Here is an 18,129-nt window from a genome sequence, read left to right on the forward strand (position 1 = left end):
GAGACTCCTTGAAAATCAGCACTCAATAATGTTGACGGCGAGACCGCCGCGGGCGGTCTCCTTGTATTTGCTTTTCATGTCGGCGCCGGTCTGGCGCATGGTGCGGATCACCTTGTCGAGCGAGACAAAGTGCTGACCATCACCTCGCAGGGCCATGCGCACTGCGTTGATGGCCTTGACCGAGCCCATCGCGTTACGTTCGATGCACGGCACTTGCACCAGCCCGCCAATCGGATCGCAGGTCAGGCCGAGGTTGTGCTCCATGCCGATCTCGGCGGCGTTCTCGACTTGCTGCACGCTGCCGCCCAGCACTTCACACAACGCGCCGGCCGCCATTGAACAGGCCACGCCGACTTCACCCTGGCAGCCGACTTCGGCCCCCGAAATCGAAGCGTTTTCCTTGTACAGAATGCCGATGGCGGCGGCAGTGAGCAGAAAACGCACCACGCCGTCTTCATTGGCGCCGCCGATAAAGCGCATGTAGTAATGCAAAACGGCCGGGATAATTCCCGCCGCACCGTTGGTAGGCGCTGTGACCACGCGCCCGCCGTTGGCGTTTTCTTCATTGACGGCCAGGGCGTACAGGTTCACCCAGTCCAGTACTGACAAGGCATCGCGCAGCGCGGCTTCCGGGTTGGCACAGAGCTGACGGTGCAAGGCCGGGGCACGGCGCTTGACCTTCAAACCGCCGGGTAAAATCCCTTCATTGCGACAGCCGGCACTTACGCAGTCCTGCATGACCTGCCAGATTTTCAACAGACCGCTGCGGGTCTCGGCTTCCGGGCGCCAGGCGCCTTCATTGGCCATCATCACTTCACTGATCGACAGGTGATGGGTTACGCATTGGCGCAACAGGTCCTTGGCGGTTTTGAAGGGGTATTGCAGCACAGTACTGTCTTCGACAATTCGGTCGGCACCTGCCGCGCCTTCGTCCACCACAAAACCACCGCCGATCGAGTAATACTCGCGGCTGCGGATCTGAATGCCGGCGGCATCCAGTGCCCGAAAAATCATGCCGTTGGGGTGATAGGGCAGGGGTTTGCGAATCATCGCCAGGTGTGATTTTTCGATGAATTCGATGGGGTGTTCACCCAGCAGGTTCAGGCGCCCGCTGCTGCGAATCGCGGCCAGTCGTTCGGCCACGGTTTCGGTGTTGACGGTATCCGGATGTTCACCTTCCAGCCCCAGCAGCACGGCTTTGTCGCTGCCGTGGCCTTTGCCGGTGGCGCCGAGGGAACCGTAGAGTTCAACTTTTACGCAGGCTGTTTGTTGCAACAGCTCATCACGGCGCAGACCTTCGACAAAACGCGCAGCAGCACGCATGGGGCCGACGGTATGGGAACTGGAGGGGCCGATGCCAATCTTGAACAGGTCGAACACGCTTAACGACATGGGGTTCTCCGGTTTCTTATTGTGTGGGTAGGCAAATCATCTGTAGCCGCTGCCGCAGGCTGCGATAAAGCCCGCAGGGCCTTGGCCGTTGTGCCCGAAAGCGGGGCCGCTTCGCAGCCCAGCGCAGCCTTCGGCAGCGGCTACAGGTTTTGACTTATGCCTCCTGATAGTTCTCGATCGACGGGCACGCACACACCAGGTTGCGGTCGCCAAATACGTTGTCGACGCGACCGACCGGTGGCCAGTACTTGCCTTCAATCAAGGACGCCACCGGGTACACCGCCTGTTCGCGGCTGTAGGGGTGAGTCCATTCGCCGACCATTTCTGCGGCGGTGTGCGGGGCGTTTTTCAGCGGGTTGTCTTCCTTGTCCAGGCCGCCGCTCTCGACTTCGCGGATTTCTTCGCGGATGCAGATCATCGCGTCACAGAAACGATCCAGCTCTTCCTTGGACTCGCTTTCGGTCGGCTCGATCATCAGCGTGCCCGCCACCGGGAACGACATGGTCGGGGCGTGGAAGCCAAAATCGATAAGGCGCTTGGCCACGTCATCGACGCTGATACCGCTGGTTTCCTTGAGCGGGCGCAGGTCGAGGATGCATTCGTGGGCGACCAGGCCATTGCTGCCCGAGTACAGCACCGGGTAGTGCTCTTCAAGACGGCGGGCGATGTAGTTGGCGTTGAGGATGGCCAGTTGCGATGCACGTTTGAGGCCTTCACCGCCCATCATGCGGATATACATCCAGGTGATCGGCAGAATGCTGGCACTGCCAAACGGTGCCGCGCAGACTGCGCCTTCCTTGCGTGCCATGGCCGCGTGGCCCGGCAGGAAGGGTGTGAGGTGCGATTTGACGCCAATCGGGCCTACACCCGGGCCGCCACCGCCGTGAGGGATGCAGAAGGTTTTGTGCAGGTTGAGGTGGGACACGTCGCCGCCGAACTTGCCCGGAGCGCACAGGCCCACCATCGCGTTCATGTTGGCGCCGTCGATGTACACCTGGCCGCCGTTGTCATGAATGATGCCGCAGATTTCGCGGATGCCTTCTTCGAACACGCCGTGGGTGGAGGGGTAGGTGATCATCAGCGCGGCGAGGTGGTCGCGGTGCTCGATGGCCTTGGCACGCAGGTCTTCGATATCAACGTTGCCGCGGGCGTCACAGGCGGTGACCACCACGCGCATGCCGGCCATGTTGGCGGTGGCCGGGTTGGTGCCGTGGGCCGAGGACGGGATCAGGCAGATATCGCGGCGCTCGTCGCCACGGCTCTGGTGGTAGGCACGAATGGCCAGCAAGCCGGCGTATTCGCCCTGGGAACCGGCGTTTGGTTGAAGGGAAATAGCATCGTAGCCGGTAGCCGCGCAGAGCATGGCTTCCAGTTCGGTGGTCAATTGCTGGTAGCCCAGGCTTTGTTCGGCAGGCGCAAACGGGTGCAGGTTGCCGAACTCGGCCCAGGTAACCGGGATCATTTCGCTGGCGGCGTTGAGCTTCATGGTGCACGAGCCCAGCGGGATCATGGTGCGGTCCAGCGCCAGGTCCTTGTCGGCCAGGCGACGCAGGTAGCGCATCAGCTCGGTTTCAGAGTGGTAGCGGTTGAACACCGGGTGGCTGAGGATCGGCGACTGGCGCAGCAGGGCGGCGGGCAGGGTGCCCGTTACGCTGGTGGCCAGTGCGTCGAAGTCAGGCAGGGCCTGGCCGTCTGTGGCGAGCAATGCCCACAGTGCAGTGACGTCGGACTGGCTGCTGGTTTCATCCAGCGACAGGCCCAGGCGCTGGTCGTCGATCACGCGCAGATTGATGTTCTGCGCATGGGCCTTGGCGTGCAGCGCAGCGGTGTGGGTGCCGGTGTTGAGGGTCAGGGTGTCGAAGAACTGTTCCTGCTCGACCTTCAGCCCCAGATCGCTGAGGCCACGGGCCAGGATCGCGGTCAACTGGTGAGTGCGTTGGGCGATTTGCGTCAGGCCTTTAGGGCCGTGGTAAACGGCATACATGCTGGCGATGTTGGCCAGCAGCACCTGAGCGGTACAGATGTTGCTCGTGGCCTTCTCGCGGCGGATATGCTGCTCGCGGGTTTGCATGGCCAGGCGCAACGCCGGTTTACCGTGACGGTCAACCGAAACACCGACCAAGCGACCCGGCATGTCGCGCTTGAATGCATCGCGGGTGGCGAAGTAGGCCGCGTGCGGGCCACCGAAGCCCAGTGGTACGCCAAAGCGCTGGGCGCTGCCGATGGCGACGTCCGCGCCGAACTCGCCCGGCGGGGTCAGCAGGGTCAGCGCCAGCAGGTCGGCGGCAACAGCCACCAGGGCGTTGGCGGCGTGGAAACGCTCGACCAGTTCGCGATAGTCGAATACATCGCCGTTGCTGGCCGGGTATTGCAGCAACGCGCCGAAGAAGGCTGTCACGTCAGTCAGTTCGCGCTCGTCGGCCACAAACACTTCAATGCCCAGCGGCTCGGCACGGGTGCGCAGCACGTCGAGGGTTTGCGGGTGGCAGTGGCTGGAGGCGAAAAAGCGGTGGCTGGTTTTGTTCTTGCTCAGGCGTTTGCAGAAGGTCATGGCTTCTGCAGCAGCGGTGGCTTCGTCGAGCAGCGAAGCGTTGGCAATCGGCAGGCCGCTAAGGTCGCTGATCAGGGTCTGGAAGTTGAGCAGCGCTTCGAGACGGCCCTGGGAAATTTCTGGCTGGTACGGTGTGTAGGCGGTGTACCAGGCCGGGTTTTCCAGCAGGTTGCGCAGGATTGGCGAAGGCGTGTGGCAGTTGTAATAGCCTTGGCCGATATAGGTTTTGCATAGTTGGTTTTTGGTCGCAATGGCCTTGATAGAGGCCAGGGCGTCGGCTTCACTTTGCCCGGCCGGCAAGTTGAGCACGCTGGTGCCCTTGATGCTTTCCGGGATCACGCTGGCGCTGAGACCTTCAAGGGAATCAAAGCCCAGGGTGGCGAGCATGGCCTGTTCATCGGCCTGACGCGGGCCGATATGGCGCGCGATAAATTCATTGGCGGTGCTGAGATTGATGGTCATGGCTGGGCTCTCAGTTGTCGTCTTGGGCTTTGATCAGGCGGTCATAGGCGTCCTGATCGAGCAGTTGGCCAACAGCGTTGGCGTCGGCGGGCTTGAAGCGGAAGAACCAGCCTTCGCCCAGCGGGTCTTCGTTGACCAGTTCCGGGCTGCTGTCGAGCGCCGGGTTGACTGCGATCACTTCGCCGTCCAGGGGCATATACACGCCGCTGGCCGCCTTGACCGACTCGACAGTCGCGGCTTCGGCGCCCTTGTCGTAGGCCTGCAGCTCGGGCAATTGCACAAACACCACGTCACCCAGAGCGTTTTGCGCAAACGCGGTAATCCCCACGGTTACGCTGCCGTCAGCTTCGGCGCGCAGCCATTCGTGGTCTTCAGTAAAACGCAATTCGCTCATGGAAACTCCTCAAGGCCAGACAGGTCTGGTGGTCACAGGTAAATGCTCGTGCAGGTCGAGCTTATTGAGAAGTTCATTGCAAGATGGTTGCCAGTTTAAAAATATTCTTATTTATCAATAACTTAAGATTTTATAAGCGATATTTGAAGAGCAGGGCTGTAGCGAATTCGATACAGCCTGAAGGCCATAAAAAAATCCAAGGGGATCAAAGCCTTGCGTGGCATGGGTAGAGAGGGTGTGTATCGAATTCGTTCCGGTGGAGTGAATTCGATACAAGGCTTGGGTTGCCAATGAGCGGGAGCACAAATTCTGTTGCAGCTGCCGAAGGCTGCCTTCGGCAGCTGCAAGGTCTGAAGGAAATTTTAACTGTGGGAGCGAGCCTGCTCGCGAACGAGTTTCGCGAGCAGGCTCGCTCCCACAGGGAGGGTTGACCGGCAACAGAGTATCTACAGGGCTCTGTGTCCGTCAGGCCTTGCCCGGGATGCCGTATTTGCGCAGTCGATGGGCGATGGCGGTGTGACTGGTTTGCAGGCGGCTGGCCAGTTGGCGGGTGGAGGGGTAGCTGACGTAGAGCTTCTCCAGCAGCGCCTTCTCGAATGTTTCGACAGCGTGCTCGAGGGTCTCGATCTCGCTGTCGTTTTGTCGTGCCACCGAGGTGCCGGCGATATCCAGGTCGCCAATGTCCACCAGCGAACCCTCGCAGATGGCCGCTGCGCGAAAAATCACGTTCTGCAACTGGCGTACGTTGCCGGGCCAGCGGTTGCCCAGCAGGGCCGGGTAGGTACCGGGTGCCAGGCGACACGCCGGACGCTGGATCTGGGTACAGGCCTGCTGCATGAACGCGCGTGCCAGCAACAAAATATCCTGGCCGCGTTCACGCAGGGGGGGCACTTCGATATTGAGCACGTTCAGACGGTAGAACAGGTCTTCGCGAAAGCTGCCTTCGTTGACCATTTTTTCGAGGCTGCGGTGCGTGGCGCTGAGGATGCGCACATTGACCTTGACCTCGCGTTCGCCGCCCACCCGGCGAAAGCTGCCGTCGTTGAGAAAGCGCAGCAGCTTGGCTTGCAGGTAGGGTGACATTTCGGCGATTTCGTCGAGAAATACCGTGCCGTTGTTGGCCAGTTCCATCAGCCCCGGCTTGCCGCCACGCTGGGCGCCGGTAAAAGCGCCGGGGGCATAGCCGAACAGTTCGCTTTCAGCCAGGTTCTCCGGGAGCGCAGCGCAGTTCAGGGCCAGGAACGGTGCGCCAAACCGATCGCTGATGGCATGGCAGGCGCGGGCCACCAGTTCTTTGCCGGTGCCGGTCTCCCCCTGGATCAGCAAGGGCGCGTCCAGGGCCGCTACGCGCTGCGCCCGGGCTTTAAGGGTGCGGATGGCAGGGGAGTCGCCGAGCAGGGCGTCAAAGCCTTCTGCGTGATCGTGATGCAGGGCTGCCAGGCGCTCGCCGATGCGGCTTGGCTGGTACAGGGTGAGCAGGGCGCCGGCATCGGTGATCGGCGTAGCGTCGAGCATCAGCGGATGGCCGTTGAGCGTGACTTCGCGCAGTGGCAGGCGAAAGCCGTTTTCCAGCAGCACGTCGAGCAGCCCGGGGTCGCTGAACAGTTGGCCGATACTTTCGCCGGTCGGCTCGTGGCCGTACAGTGCAACCAGCGCCGGGTTGGCCAGCAGCACATGGCCTTCGCTGTCGAGCGCCAGTACCGGGTCGGTCATGGCGGCGAGCAAGGCGTCCAGTTGCAGGTGACGGCGCTGGCCGGGAAGGATATCGACCACCGTTACCGTTTGCACACCGCGGACACCAAACAGGGCCTCGCGCAGCTCGTCGAGCACTTGCGGGCTGAGGGTCGGGGCGTCGATGTAAACGTTGGGCGGAACCATTTCCACCGCATCCAGATTGAGGTTGCGCCCGCCCAGCAATGCCAGGACTTCCTGGGTGATGCCAACTCGGTCGATAAAACTGACATGGATACGCATGGGAACGGCAAACACTTCTGGCCAGCAGGGACGGCCAGTATGCCTTGGCGGGGGGGATAGGTGAAATTCCGTGGGAGCGGGCTTGCTCGCGATGGCATCAGCGCGGTCTAGTCGTTAAACCATGTTGCCTGCATCGCGAGCAAGCCCGCTCCCACAAAAATGCAGCCCTCAGCCAGTGGCTGAATCAGTCCAGATGGTCGAGCTTGATCGGGTCGCCCGGCTTGTGGTTGAGCTGGGCCATCACGTCGGCGAACATCTTGTCGTAGTAACCGTGCATCGAGCGGATGTCGGCGGTTTTGGGAATGCCGTGCTTCACGGCAATCTGGAAAGCGTCATGGGCAAAGTTGTAGGCCATGTCCTTGGGCAGTGTGAAGGACTCCTTGAACTCCTTCTTGTTGATCTGGCCGTGCATGTCGAACTGCATCGACTTGCCTTCCTTGGGATCCTGAACGACCTGGTAATCGATCTTGATGTCATACCCAAAGTCGCTCGGTTGCAGCGGTTCGCGGTGGATATGCAGGTGACCGGGTTCGAACGAGGCCATAGGGTACTCCTTGAGGCTATGGGAAAGGGCAGGCCCCGGGGCCTGCCCCGAGGTTCAGAAGTAGGTGATACCCGGTTTTTCGGTGCTGACCCGAGTACCGGCCTTACCTTGAACGATTGCTTCGATATCCGCCAGTGCGCCGATCACGGCAGTCTTGCCGGTTTTGCGGGCAAACTCGCAGGCCGCTTCCACTTTAGGGCCCATGGAGCCCGAGGCAAAGCCGAGTTTTTCCAGCTCGTCCGGGTGGGCCTGAGCAATGCCCTTCTGGGTTGGCTTGCCCCAGTCGATAAAGGCCGCATTCACGTCAGTGGCGATCACCAGCAGGTCGCTGTCCAGTTGCTGGGCCAGCAGCGAGGACGCCAGGTCCTTGTCGATCACCGCTTCGATGCCGCGCAGCTTGCCGTCTTCGCCGTACATGGTGGGAATGCCGCCGCCGCCCGCACAGATCACGATGGTGCCCTTTTCCAGCAGCCACTTGATCGGGCGAATTTCGAAGATGCGTTTGGGTTTCGGGCTAGGCACTACGCGACGGAACTTGTCGCCGTCCGGAGCAATGCTCCAGCCTTTTTCGGCGGCCAGGCTCTTGGCTTCGCTTTCGGTGTAGACCGGGCCGATCGGCTTGGTCGGCTTCTGGAACGCGGGGTCCTTGGGGTCGACTTCAACCTGAGTCAGCAGGGTGGCAAACGCGGCCTCCTGTGGCAGCAGGTTGCCCAGTTCCTGCTCGATCATGTAGCCGATCATGCCTTCGGTTTCAGCACCGAGCACGTCCAGCGGGTAAGGGGCGACTGCAGTGTAGGCGGCGGCTTGCAGGGACAGCAGGCCGACTTGCGGACCGTTACCGTGGGCCACTACCAGCTCGTTGCCATGGGCAATGCGGGCGATTTGGGCGGTAGCGGTCTGGATGTTTTCGCGCTGGTTCTCGGCGGTCATGGGCTGGCCGCGACGCAAGAGGGCGTTACCGCCCAGTGCAACGACGATACGCATAGAAGATGTCCTTTTAAAAGTGTGGGAGCAGCCTATGTGGGAGCGGGCTTGCCCGCGATGGCATCGCCTCGGTGCATCAGATGAATCGAGGTGTTTGCATCGCGAGCAAGCCCGCTCCCACGGTAGTCATGGGTTCACATGACTACCGTGGACAGGCTTAGATATCAGCCAATGCCGCGACCAAAATCGCCTTGATGGTGTGCATGCGGTTTTCAGCTTGCTCAAAGGCGATGTTGACAGGGGACTCGAACACTTCCTCGGTCACTTCAATGCCGTTTTTCAGGTTTGGATGGTGCTCGGCCACATCTTTGCCGACCTTGGTTTCACAGTTGTGGAACGCAGGCAGACAGTGCATGAACTTCACGCGTGGGTTTTCTGCCGCCTTGATCATGTCGCTGTTGACCTGGTAAGGCAGCAGCAGCTTGATACGGTCGTTCCAGGCTTCAACCGGTTCGCCCATCGATACCCAGACGTCGGTGTGGATAAAGTCCACGCCTTTGACGGCAGCTTTAGGGTCTTCGGTCAGGGTGATTTTGGCACCGCTTTCCTTGGCGAATTCCTGGCACTGTTTAACGAACGACTCTTCCGGCCACAGGCTTTTTGGTGCGGCAATACGCACGTCCATGCCCAGTTTGGCACCGATCAGCAGCAGCGAGTTACCCATGTTGTTGCGGGCGTCGCCCAGGTACGCGTAGCTGATGTTGTGCAGCGGCTTGTCGCTGTGTTCGCGCATGGTCAGCACGTCGGCGATCATTTGCGTCGGGTGGAACTCAGCGGTCAGACCGTTGAACACCGGCACGCCTGCGTACTTGGCCAGCTCTTCGACAACAGCCTGTTCAAAGCCACGGTATTCGATGGCGTCAAACATGCGGCCCAGAACGCGGGCGGTGTCTTTCATGCTTTCTTTGTGACCGATCTGTGAAGAAACCGGGTCGATGTAGGTAACGTGCGCGCCCTGGTCGTGGGCTGCCACTTCAAATGCGCAACGGGTGCGGGTCGACGTTTTTTCGAAGATCAGGGCGATGTTTTTGCCTTTCAAGTGCGGCTCTTCAGTACCGGTGTACTTGGCGCGCTTGAGATCGCGGGACAGATCGAGCAGGAAATGCAACTCACGTGGAGTGTGGTGCATCAGGCTCAGAAGGCTGCGGTTTTTCATGTTAAAAGCCATGGTGATCTCCTTGGTTTCGGGTTAACCGGCTTGCACCGGCCCCGTGTTGGGGCCGGGGCAAGCAATCAAATGGGTAGATTAATAGTCGACAGGGTCACGCACGATCGGGCAGGTCATGCAGTGACCGCCGCCACGGCCGCGGCCCAGTTCGGAGGCGCTGATGGTGATGACTTCAACGCCAGCCTTGCGCAGCAGGGTGTTGGTGTAGGTGTTGCGGTCGTAACCGATCACCACGCCAGGCTCCAGGGCCACCACGTTGTTACCGTCATCCCACTGCTCGCGTTCTGCTGCGAACGAGTTGCCGCCGGTTTCGACCACACGCAGTTTTTTCACGCCCAGGGCCTTGGCCACTACGTCGAGGAAGTGTCCTTCTTCGCGTCGTACGTCCACGCCGCCTTGTTTCTTGTCGTCCGGGTACACCGAGAACGCAACGATCTGGTTCACGACTTCAGGGAAGATGGTCACCAGGTCGCGGTCGCAGAAGCTGAACACGGTGTCCAGGTGCATCGCCGCGCGGGACTTGGGCATACCGGCAACGATCACTCGTTCTACAGCGCCGTTCTTGAACAGGTTTTGTGCCAGTTGGCCAATGGCCTGACGTGACGTGCGCTCGCCCATACCGATCAGGACTACGCCGTTGCCGATTGGCATCACGTCGCCGCCTTCAAGGCTGGCGTTGCCATGGTCGACAGTCGGGTCGCCGTACCAGATCTGGAAGTCGGCGTTGGTGAACTCAGGGTGGAACTTGTAGATCGCGGTGGTCAGCAGGGTTTCCTGACGACGCGCCGGCCAGTACATAGGGTTCAGCGTCACGCCACCGTAGATCCAGCAAGTGGTGTCACGGGTGAACTGGGTGTTGGGCAGCGGTGGCAGGATAAAGCTGGTGTGACCGAGAAAGTCACGGAACATCTGAATGGTCTTGCCACCAAAGCTGTCCGGCAGGTCGTCGGCCGACACGCCGCCGATCAGGTACTCGGCAATTTGGCGTGGCTCAAGGCTTTTAAGCCAGGATTTGACTTCGTTGACCAGGCCCACACCCACCTGATTGGGGGTCACTTTGTGGTCCAGAATCCAGTCCAGGGCTTCCGGGATGGCAACGATATCGGTCAGCAGGTTGTGCATTTCCAGCACATCAATGCCGCGGTCGCGCATTTTGGTGACGAAGTCGAAGTGGTCACGCTTGGCCTGGTTGACCCACAGTACGTCATCGAACAGCAATTCATCGCAGTTGCTTGGGGTCAGGCGCTGGTGAGCCAGGCCTGGGGAACACACCATAACCTTATGCAGCTTACCGGCTTCGGAATGCACGCCGTATTTCACTTTTTCCGTGGTCATTACAGTCATCCTCCAAAGTACACAAACAGGTTGTTACAGGGTCAGGAAACCGTCGTAGAGACCATAGGCAGCCACCAGGGCGCCGATCACTACTGCGGCAAAAATCACTTTCTCGATGTTGGTGAACACGGGCTGGCCGCTTTCACGCTTGGCCTTGGCGAACAGAATCGCGCCAGGTGCATAGAGCAGGGCCGACAACAGCAGGTACTTGAGGCCGCCGGCATAGATCAGCCAGATCGCGTAGATCAGGGCGATACCGCCGATGATCAGATCTTTCTTGCGTTCTGCCAGGGCGTTCTCGTAAGTCTCGGCACGTACCGCCAGCAGGAAGCCGTAGGCTGCAGACCAGAGGTAAGGCACCAGGATCATCGAGGTCGCCAGGTAGATCAGCGACAGATAAGTACTGGCCGAGAACAGGGTGATGATCAGGAACAGTTGCACCATGGCGTTGGTCAGCCACAGGGCGTTGACCGGTACATGGTTGGCGTTTTCCTTTTTCAGGAAGGCCGGCATGGTGTGGTCCTTGGCCGCCGAGAACATGATCTCTGCGCACAGCAGTACCCACGAGAGCAGGGCACCCAGCAGGGAGATGATCAAGCCGACGCTGATCAGTACTGCACCCCAGTGACCGACCACATGCTCAAGCACGGCCGCCATCGAAGGGTTTTGCAGTTTTGCCAGTTCAGGCTGAGTCATGATGCCCAGCGACAGCACGTTCACCAGTACCAGCAACAGCAGCACGGTGATAAAGCCGATCACGGTGGCCCGACCCACGTCCGAACGTTTTTCGGCACGGGAAGAGAAGATGCTTGCGCCTTCGATACCGATGAACACCCAAACGGTGACCAGCATCATGTTGCGCACCTGATCCATCACGCTGCCCAGGTCCGGGTTTTTTACGCCCCAGATGTCACTGGTAAAGATGTCCAGTTTGAACGCGAAGAGGGCAATCAGGATAAACAGAACCAGCGGTACGACCTTGGCAACGGTGGTTACCAGGTTGATGAACGCTGCTTCCTTGATGCCGCGCAGTACCAGGAAATGCACGGCCCAGAGCAGGATCGAGGCGCCGATGATGGCGGCGGGGGTATTGCCTTCGCCGAAGATCGGGAAGAAGTAACCCAGGGTGCTGAACAGCAACACGAAGTAGCCGACGTTACCCAGCCAGGCGCTGATCCAGTAGCCCCAGGCTGACGAGAAACCCATGTAATCGCCGAAGCCTGCTTTGGCGTAGGCATACACGCCGCCGTCAAGGTCAGGTTTGCGATTGGCGAGGGTCTGGAACACAAAAGCGAGGGTCAACATACCGACAGCGGTAATTGCCCAACCGATCAGGATTGCGCCGACATCAGCGCTGGCGGCCATGTTTTGTGGCAGCGAAAAAATCCCGCCGCCAATCATTGAGCCGACTACCAGAGCAACCAACGCACCCAGTCGCAGTTTTCCAGGAGTATCAGACATTTGTAGTGACTCCAATCTAGGAGAAGTGAGGCTTCAAAGTTAAGTCCATTGATATTCAAGCCGTTTGACATAGATCAGGGCATTACTACATTCCATTGTTGATAGAGCGGGGAAGGTCGCGATCACGCATTTTTATGACGCTTCCTGAAAGCCTTACTCCAGAGATGTTTTCAGGTATTAATACGTTCGTTACCCACGGTGTCGTGGGGATTGAAGCTAGCCAGTATTTCCAGATTTGCAAATGTCATCTTCAAGTTTCATGAACCCCTCCATGAAATTAAATCGTCATCTATATATGAACGGTTTTTTAGGTTTCAATAGGCGCAATGGTTATCAGGGAAGCACGGCTTATTGCGGGGATCTATTAAACGTTTGGGCACTGCATATATTTAGTCAGTGAACGTCTGTAGCCTGATATTCATAAGTTTTAACCAAGTAGTACAGCGAGGTGACGATGTCGCAACAGACGCAAAAGCTTAGGCTCAACGCCCTGATCGCGTTGGTTGTCGGCTCGATGATTGGAGGCGGGATTTTTTCGTTGCCACAAAATATCGCCGAGCATGCTGCCGGTGGTGCCGTGTTGATCGGCTGGGCAATCACGGCAGTGGGCATGCTGGCGCTGGCCTTTGTGTTCCAGACCCTGGCCAATCGCAAGCCGCAGCTGGATTCGGGGGTGTATGCCTACGCCAAGGCCGGGTTTGGCGACTACATGGGTTTCTCGTCAGCCTGGGGCTACTGGATCAGCGCCTGGATGGGCAACGTCGGTTACTTCGTATTGCTGTTCAGCACCCTGGGCTATTTTTTTCCGGTGTTTGGCCAGGGCAACACGCCGATCGCCATAGGTTGCGCATCGTTGCTGCTGTGGGGGGTGCATTTCCTGGTGCTGCGCGGGATCAAGGAAGCGGCGTTTATCAACCAGCTGACCACCGTGGCCAAAATCGTCCCCATTGTGATGTTTATCGTGCTCACCGCCGTGGCGTTCAAGGCCGATATTTTCACCCGGGATTTTTGGGGCACACAAACACCCAGCCTGGGCAGCGTGATGGACCAGGTGCGCAACATGATGCTGGTGACGGTCTTCGTGTTTATCGGTATTGAAGGTGCCAGTGTCTACTCGGGCCGTGCCGAGAAACGTTCGGATGTGGGCAAGGCTACGGTCATTGGCTTTCTCGGCGTGCTGGCCCTGCTGGTGCTGGTGAACGTGCTGTCGCTGGGGATCATGAGCCAGCCGGAACTGGCCAGTCTGCAAAACCCGTCGATGGCCGGGGTGCTCAAGCATGTGGTGGGAGAGTGGGGTGCGATACTGATCAGTATCGGGCTGGCGATCTCGCTGCTGGGGGCGCTGCTGTCGTGGGCGTTGCTGTGCGCCGAGATCCTCTATGCCACAGCCCGGGACAACACCATGCCGGCGTTCCTGAAAAAGGAAAACGCCAACCATGTGCCGGTCAATGCCCTGTGGCTGACCAACTCGATGATCCAGATTTTCCTGGTGATCACCCTGGTGTCCGCCGGTACTTACACCAGTCTGATCTATCTGGCGTCATCGATGATCCTGGTGCCTTACCTGTGGTCGGCAGCTTACGCGGTGCTGCTGTGCGTGAGGGGCGAGACTTATGAGCGGGCGGGGCGGCGGAGGGTCAAGGACCTGCTGGTAGGGGCGGTGGCGCTGATTTATGCGATGTGGCTGTTATATGCGGCGGGGCCCAAATACCTGCTGCTCTCGGCGTTGCTGTATGCACCTGGGGTGTTCTTTTTCGCCAAGGCCAAGCGCGAGCAGGGTGAGCTGCTGTTCAAGCCCTGGGAGAAGGTGATATTCGCGATGGTGGTGATAACCGCACTGGCGGCAGCTTATGCGCTGTATAGCGGGGCGTTGGCGTTGTAAGTGGCGATTTGTGGGAGCGGGCTTGCTCGCGATGGCATCGCCGCCGTTTGCCTGATACACCGGGGTGTCAGTATCGCAGGCAAGCCAGCTCCCACAGGTGTGCGGCGCTCATAAATTCCGAGGGGGGCCAGTTCCTGTAAAAAGCCTTATGAGTGCTCCGCTCGTCAACTGCTACGAAGGGCTTGGCAAGCGCTCCGGTCGCGACCAGATCCACAGATTGCCCATGCTCATGCCGGCAATCGCCAGAAACACCGGCCAGTTGTGATCCAGCACATACAGCATCAGCCCTGCGCACAACAACATGCTGACAGTGGCGCTGATTTTGGCGTTGCGCTTGATGATCTTGCCGTTGCGCCAGTTGCTCAGGATCGGACCAAACAACCGGTGGTTTTCCAGCCAGGCACTCAAGCGCGGGGAGCTTTTGGTCGCGGCCCAGGCGGCGAGCAAAATAAATTCGGTGGTCGGCAGGCCAGGAATCACAATCGCAATCAGGCCAATGCCCAGGCTCACATAGGCCAGCAAGCCGAACAGGATTCGGGCGATTTTCGACGTGGATCGGGTTTGGCGGGTCATAAGCTCAGGACGCATAAAAGGACACCCGACCAGCGTGCGCTGGTCGGGCCTGTCAGCTTAAGCCAGTTCTGGCTGAGCAGCGTAGGCGTGTTCCAGTAATACGGTAAAACGCTCAAAGGCCGCTACTGCACCTTTGTCGAGGTCGGCTTCTTCTTCAGCCGTCAGTTCCAGGCCGTCGAGGGTGCGGATAAAGCTTTTCCAGCCTTCGGCACGGCCACCGGCAGGCTCGCCCAGGTGGCGGGCGCCGAAGCTGTCGCTCAGGCCCAGGCCCACAGCACGCTTGATCAGGAATGCAGCGCCCAGCTTGGAACCTTCGGAAACGAAGATCCAGCCCAGTGCTTCAGCCTTGCTTGGCGAATTGACCGCGCCGGCAACCGGGGCAGGCACTTCGGTGTTGAGGTCGGCCAGGTCGGCCTTGGCTTGCTCGGCGCGGCAGCGCTCTGGCAGGTCAGGGACGATTTCTTTCAGGGCCGGGTCGGTGTACAGCGCCTTGAGCTCCGACTGGAACAGGTACTGGGCGACGACAAAGCGGGCGAAACTGGCCGCGTCATCAAATGGCTTGTGCGCCTTGACCAAAGCGTCGAGCTTTTGATGCGGCTCGTTGGTGATCTGGTTCAGACGTTGGGAACGCAAGGCCGGACGTGATGCGGAATCAGCAGTGGTCATGAAAAAATCCTTGAGAATGAGATGCGCTTTGTAACTAGACGATCAGGAAGACGCATCACAGTAAAAAATCCTCACTGCGCAGAGCAGAATTCTGCGCAGTGAGCGTGGCTGATCAGATATCCCAGACCAGATTGATCGAGAAGTTGCGGCCCGGCGCGGTCAGTCGCTCCATATTGGCCGGGTTCAGCACGCCGGCCTCACCCACGCTGTCGTAGCCGCGCACGTCATCCCAGTTCCAGTATTTCTTGTCGGTCAGGTTGTACAGACCGGCATTGACGGTGACGTCCTTGGTGACCTTGTAGAAACCGGTCAGGTCGAGCACACCATAGCCAGGCGACTTGAACTGCTTGCTGGTGCCATCGGGGGCGAAGTAGCTGGTGTCGTCGACCTGATCCTTGCTCTTGACCAGGGTCCAGCTCACCAGGGCGCCATAGTTCTGCTGCTCGTAGCCCAGGCCCATCACGGCGGTCAGCGGGTTGACGCTGTTGATCGGCTGGCCGGTGTCTTCGTTGCGACCGTGGGCATATGCCACGGAACCACGGGTATAGAGGCCCTGTGGCGCGCCGAAAGCGTCCAGGTTCAGGCGGCCTTTGACCTCGGCACCCTTGATGGTGGCGTGCTTGATGTTGTTGGCTTGGAACTTGAGGTCGTCGTAGCCGGGGGTGATGGCATCTTCGTTAATGAAGTCGCGGTACTTGTTATAGAACACGGCTACGTCGAATGAGCCGGCGTCAAAGTTGCCGCGCAGGCCGGTCTCGTAGCTTTTGCTTTTTTCCGGTTCCAGATCCGGGTTCGGCTCTACCGAGTAGCCTGCCTGCAGGTTGTCAAATCGACCGTACAGCGCCTTGGCGGTCGGGGTGCGGAAGCCTTCGGCGTACTGGCCGTACCAGGTGTAGTTGTCGTTGAACGCGTAAGTGACGCCCAGTTTTGGCGACAGGCGGTGCCAGACCTTGTCTGCATCGCTTACGGTGCCTTTCTGGTCGCTGTTGACGGTGTTGAGGAATTCCTGGGTGATATGCGGCGTCAGCTTGGTGTAGTCGTAGCGCAGGCCGGGCATGAAGGTCCAGTCATTCCAGCTGATCTGGTCCTGGGCGAACAGGCTGTAGGTGTTGATGGTCGGGTCCGGGAAGTCGCTGGATTTGACCAGGTAATCTTTCGGGCTGTCGGCGCCCACGGCGGTGCAACCATTGCCTACTGCCAGGCAGGTGCCCGAGCCACTGCGCGAACCGGTGACTTTCTGGTGCTTGATAGTGGCACCGTAGGTCAGCAGGTGATCGGTGTCAGCAATATGGAAGGCTTTGTCTGCCTGGGCGTCCAGTACCCAGGTTTTTTCTTCGTAGGTGGTGTTGCGCGAACGCATCACATGACGGCTGTAGGGGAAGTAGTCTTCCAGGGTGTTCTGGTCGGTTTTGGCGATCTGGTAGTTCAGGCTCCACTTGAAGTGGTCAGCCACGGCGGTATCCAGCGCCATGCTGTTTTCCAGGCCGAAACGCTCGCGGCTGATGGTGTCCTTGCCGTTACGCGACAGGTACATGCCCAGCGGCTGGCCGTTGTTGAACGGTCCGCCGACCGCGCTTTTTTCATTGATGTCGAGGCGGTCCTTGTACTTCTCATAAGTGAAGCCAAGACGGTCGTCATCGTTGTAGTTCCAGCCCAGCTTGGCCAGTACGTTGGTGGTTTTGGTATCTTCAGGGTTGGCCGCGGTACGGGACAGCCCGGTGCCGCCGTGGTCACCGTAGGATTCGGTTTCGTGACCGTCGCGCTGGCTCAGGTGCAACAAGCCGTCGAAGTCGCCCGAGCGGCCGGCGACGGTGCCGGATTTCAACCAACTGCGATCGGCCGAGCTGTAGCCGGCCTTGAGGCGGGCGCCAACATCCTGGCCCGGCTTGATGATGTCATTGGGGTCGAGGGTGAAGTAGCTGACGGCACCGCCAATGGCGTTGCTGCCATAAAGTACCGACGCCGGGCCACGGAGGATTTCGACGCGCTTGATGATTTCCGGGTCGACGTAGTTGCGCTGGGTCTTGGCGTACGGGCCGTTGAAGAACGAGTTGGGGATCTCGACGCCGTCCACCTGGGTCAGGATCCGGTCGCCGTCGATGCCGCGGATGTTGTAGTTGCTGATGCCGCCACGCTGGCCGGCGCCGCCTACCGAGACACCCGGCTCATAGCGCACCAGGTCCTTGATGGTATTGACGTTATCGCGGTCCATATCCTGGCGGTCATGGACGGTAATGGTGCTGGGCACCGAGTTCACGTCCTGCTCCTGGCGAGTGGCGCTGATGGTGACTTGTTGCAGGGCCAGGGTGCCGGTGGAGCTGCTGCGCTTTTCCAGCACGATATTGTTGCTGGCCAGCTTGCGGTAGCCCAGGTTGGTGCCGATCAACAGGCGCTCCAGGGCTTTTTCCGGGGTGAGTGAACCGCGCACGCCGGGTGAGGACACATTCTGCGCCAGCTCTGCCGGCAGGCCGACCTGCCAGCCGGTCACCGTGCTGAAATCGTTAAGCGCGGAGGCCAATGGCTGCTGGGAGATCGCAAACTTGTAATTGCCCACGGAGCGGGTCGCCGGCTGCTCATCGGTCGCCGCCAGGGCTGGAGCCGCCTGCACACCGGCCAAAAGCATGGCGGCGGTCAACAACGACAACGTGCACTGCTGCAAACCACCCTTGCGGGCGTTGGATGAGGACCGGCTGTTGAAACGAGTGGGCATTGATAGCGCTCCGTGGTGAACGAATCTTATAGT

Annotated in this window: 13 protein-coding genes; 1 reads left to right on the plus strand and 12 read right to left on the minus strand. The window is 59.6% G+C overall.

The features are described from left to right. Nucleotides 1-15: 15 nt before the first annotated feature. The 9 genes from EQV96_RS08185 to arcD (EQV96_RS08225) all read right to left on the minus strand — a co-directional run bounded on the left by EQV96_RS08185 (nucleotide 16) and on the right by arcD (EQV96_RS08225) (nucleotide 12,265). On the minus strand, nucleotides 16-1,392 hold the full coding sequence (locus EQV96_RS08185; RefSeq protein ID WP_095019740.1) for an L-serine ammonia-lyase: 1,377 nt from the start codon (nucleotides 1,390-1,392) through the stop codon (nucleotides 16-18). Between the two features lie 154 nt (nucleotides 1,393-1,546). After that, nucleotides 1,547-4,405 carry an aminomethyl-transferring glycine dehydrogenase gene (gene gcvP / locus EQV96_RS08190; RefSeq protein WP_240881721.1) on the minus strand — a complete coding sequence of 953 codons (2,859 nt, stop codon included), beginning with the start codon at nucleotides 4,403-4,405 and terminating at the stop codon, nucleotides 1,547-1,549. Between the two features lie 10 nt (nucleotides 4,406-4,415). Next, nucleotides 4,416-4,799, minus strand: a complete 384-nt coding sequence (gene gcvH, locus EQV96_RS08195; protein WP_095001372.1) for a glycine cleavage system protein GcvH — start codon at nucleotides 4,797-4,799, stop codon at nucleotides 4,416-4,418. Between the two features lie 465 nt (nucleotides 4,800-5,264). Beyond that, complete coding sequence (locus EQV96_RS08200; RefSeq protein ID WP_240881722.1) at nucleotides 5,265-6,773, minus strand: sigma-54-dependent transcriptional regulator; 1,509 nt, start codon at nucleotides 6,771-6,773, stop codon at nucleotides 5,265-5,267. 184 nt (nucleotides 6,774-6,957) lie between these two features. Then, nucleotides 6,958-7,317 carry a DUF5064 family protein gene (locus EQV96_RS08205; protein WP_095001374.1) on the minus strand — a complete coding sequence of 120 codons (360 nt, stop codon included), beginning with the start codon at nucleotides 7,315-7,317 and terminating at the stop codon, nucleotides 6,958-6,960. A gap of 54 nt (nucleotides 7,318-7,371) precedes the next feature. Then, nucleotides 7,372-8,301, minus strand: coding sequence for a carbamate kinase (gene arcC, locus EQV96_RS08210; protein ID WP_095001375.1), 930 nt, complete (start codon nucleotides 8,299-8,301; stop codon nucleotides 7,372-7,374). Nucleotides 8,302-8,458: 157 nt separating this feature from the next. Next, nucleotides 8,459-9,469 carry an ornithine carbamoyltransferase gene (locus EQV96_RS08215; protein WP_095001376.1) on the minus strand — a complete coding sequence of 337 codons (1,011 nt, stop codon included), beginning with the start codon at nucleotides 9,467-9,469 and terminating at the stop codon, nucleotides 8,459-8,461. A 78-nt stretch (nucleotides 9,470-9,547) separates the two neighbouring features. Next, complete coding sequence (gene arcA, locus EQV96_RS08220; protein ID WP_088377977.1) at nucleotides 9,548-10,804, minus strand: arginine deiminase; 1,257 nt, start codon at nucleotides 10,802-10,804, stop codon at nucleotides 9,548-9,550. A 33-nt stretch (nucleotides 10,805-10,837) separates the two neighbouring features. Next, nucleotides 10,838-12,265, minus strand: coding sequence for an arginine-ornithine antiporter (arcD, locus tag EQV96_RS08225; protein ID WP_029611554.1), 1,428 nt, complete (start codon nucleotides 12,263-12,265; stop codon nucleotides 10,838-10,840). Nucleotides 12,266-12,719: 454 nt separating this feature from the next. On the opposite strand from arcD (EQV96_RS08225), the gene arcD (EQV96_RS08230) reads away from it, so the two are divergent. Then, on the plus strand, nucleotides 12,720-14,147 hold the full coding sequence (arcD, locus tag EQV96_RS08230) for an arginine-ornithine antiporter (RefSeq protein WP_095001377.1): 1,428 nt from the start codon (nucleotides 12,720-12,722) through the stop codon (nucleotides 14,145-14,147). Nucleotides 14,148-14,318: 171 nt separating this feature from the next. Here the strand turns inward: arcD (EQV96_RS08230) and EQV96_RS08235 are convergent, their stop codons facing one another. The 3 genes from EQV96_RS08235 to EQV96_RS08245 all read right to left on the minus strand — a co-directional run bounded on the left by EQV96_RS08235 (nucleotide 14,319) and on the right by EQV96_RS08245 (nucleotide 18,096). After that, the gene (locus EQV96_RS08235; RefSeq protein WP_095001397.1) at nucleotides 14,319-14,720 is read right to left on the minus strand and encodes a YbaN family protein; all 402 of its coding nucleotides are present in this window, start codon (nucleotides 14,718-14,720) and stop codon (nucleotides 14,319-14,321) included. A gap of 57 nt (nucleotides 14,721-14,777) precedes the next feature. Then, entirely contained in the window at nucleotides 14,778-15,386 is a 609-nt protein-coding gene (locus EQV96_RS08240; protein ID WP_240881723.1) for a biliverdin-producing heme oxygenase, read from the minus strand. A 112-nt stretch (nucleotides 15,387-15,498) separates the two neighbouring features. Beyond that, the gene (locus EQV96_RS08245; RefSeq protein WP_095001379.1) at nucleotides 15,499-18,096 is read right to left on the minus strand and encodes a TonB-dependent receptor; all 2,598 of its coding nucleotides are present in this window, start codon (nucleotides 18,094-18,096) and stop codon (nucleotides 15,499-15,501) included. Nucleotides 18,097-18,129: the final 33 nt, after the last annotated feature.

It is taken from the genome of Pseudomonas sp. TMW22080 (assembly GCF_022496745.1).
Lineage (GTDB): Bacteria > Pseudomonadota > Gammaproteobacteria > Pseudomonadales > Pseudomonadaceae > Aquipseudomonas > Aquipseudomonas bubulae.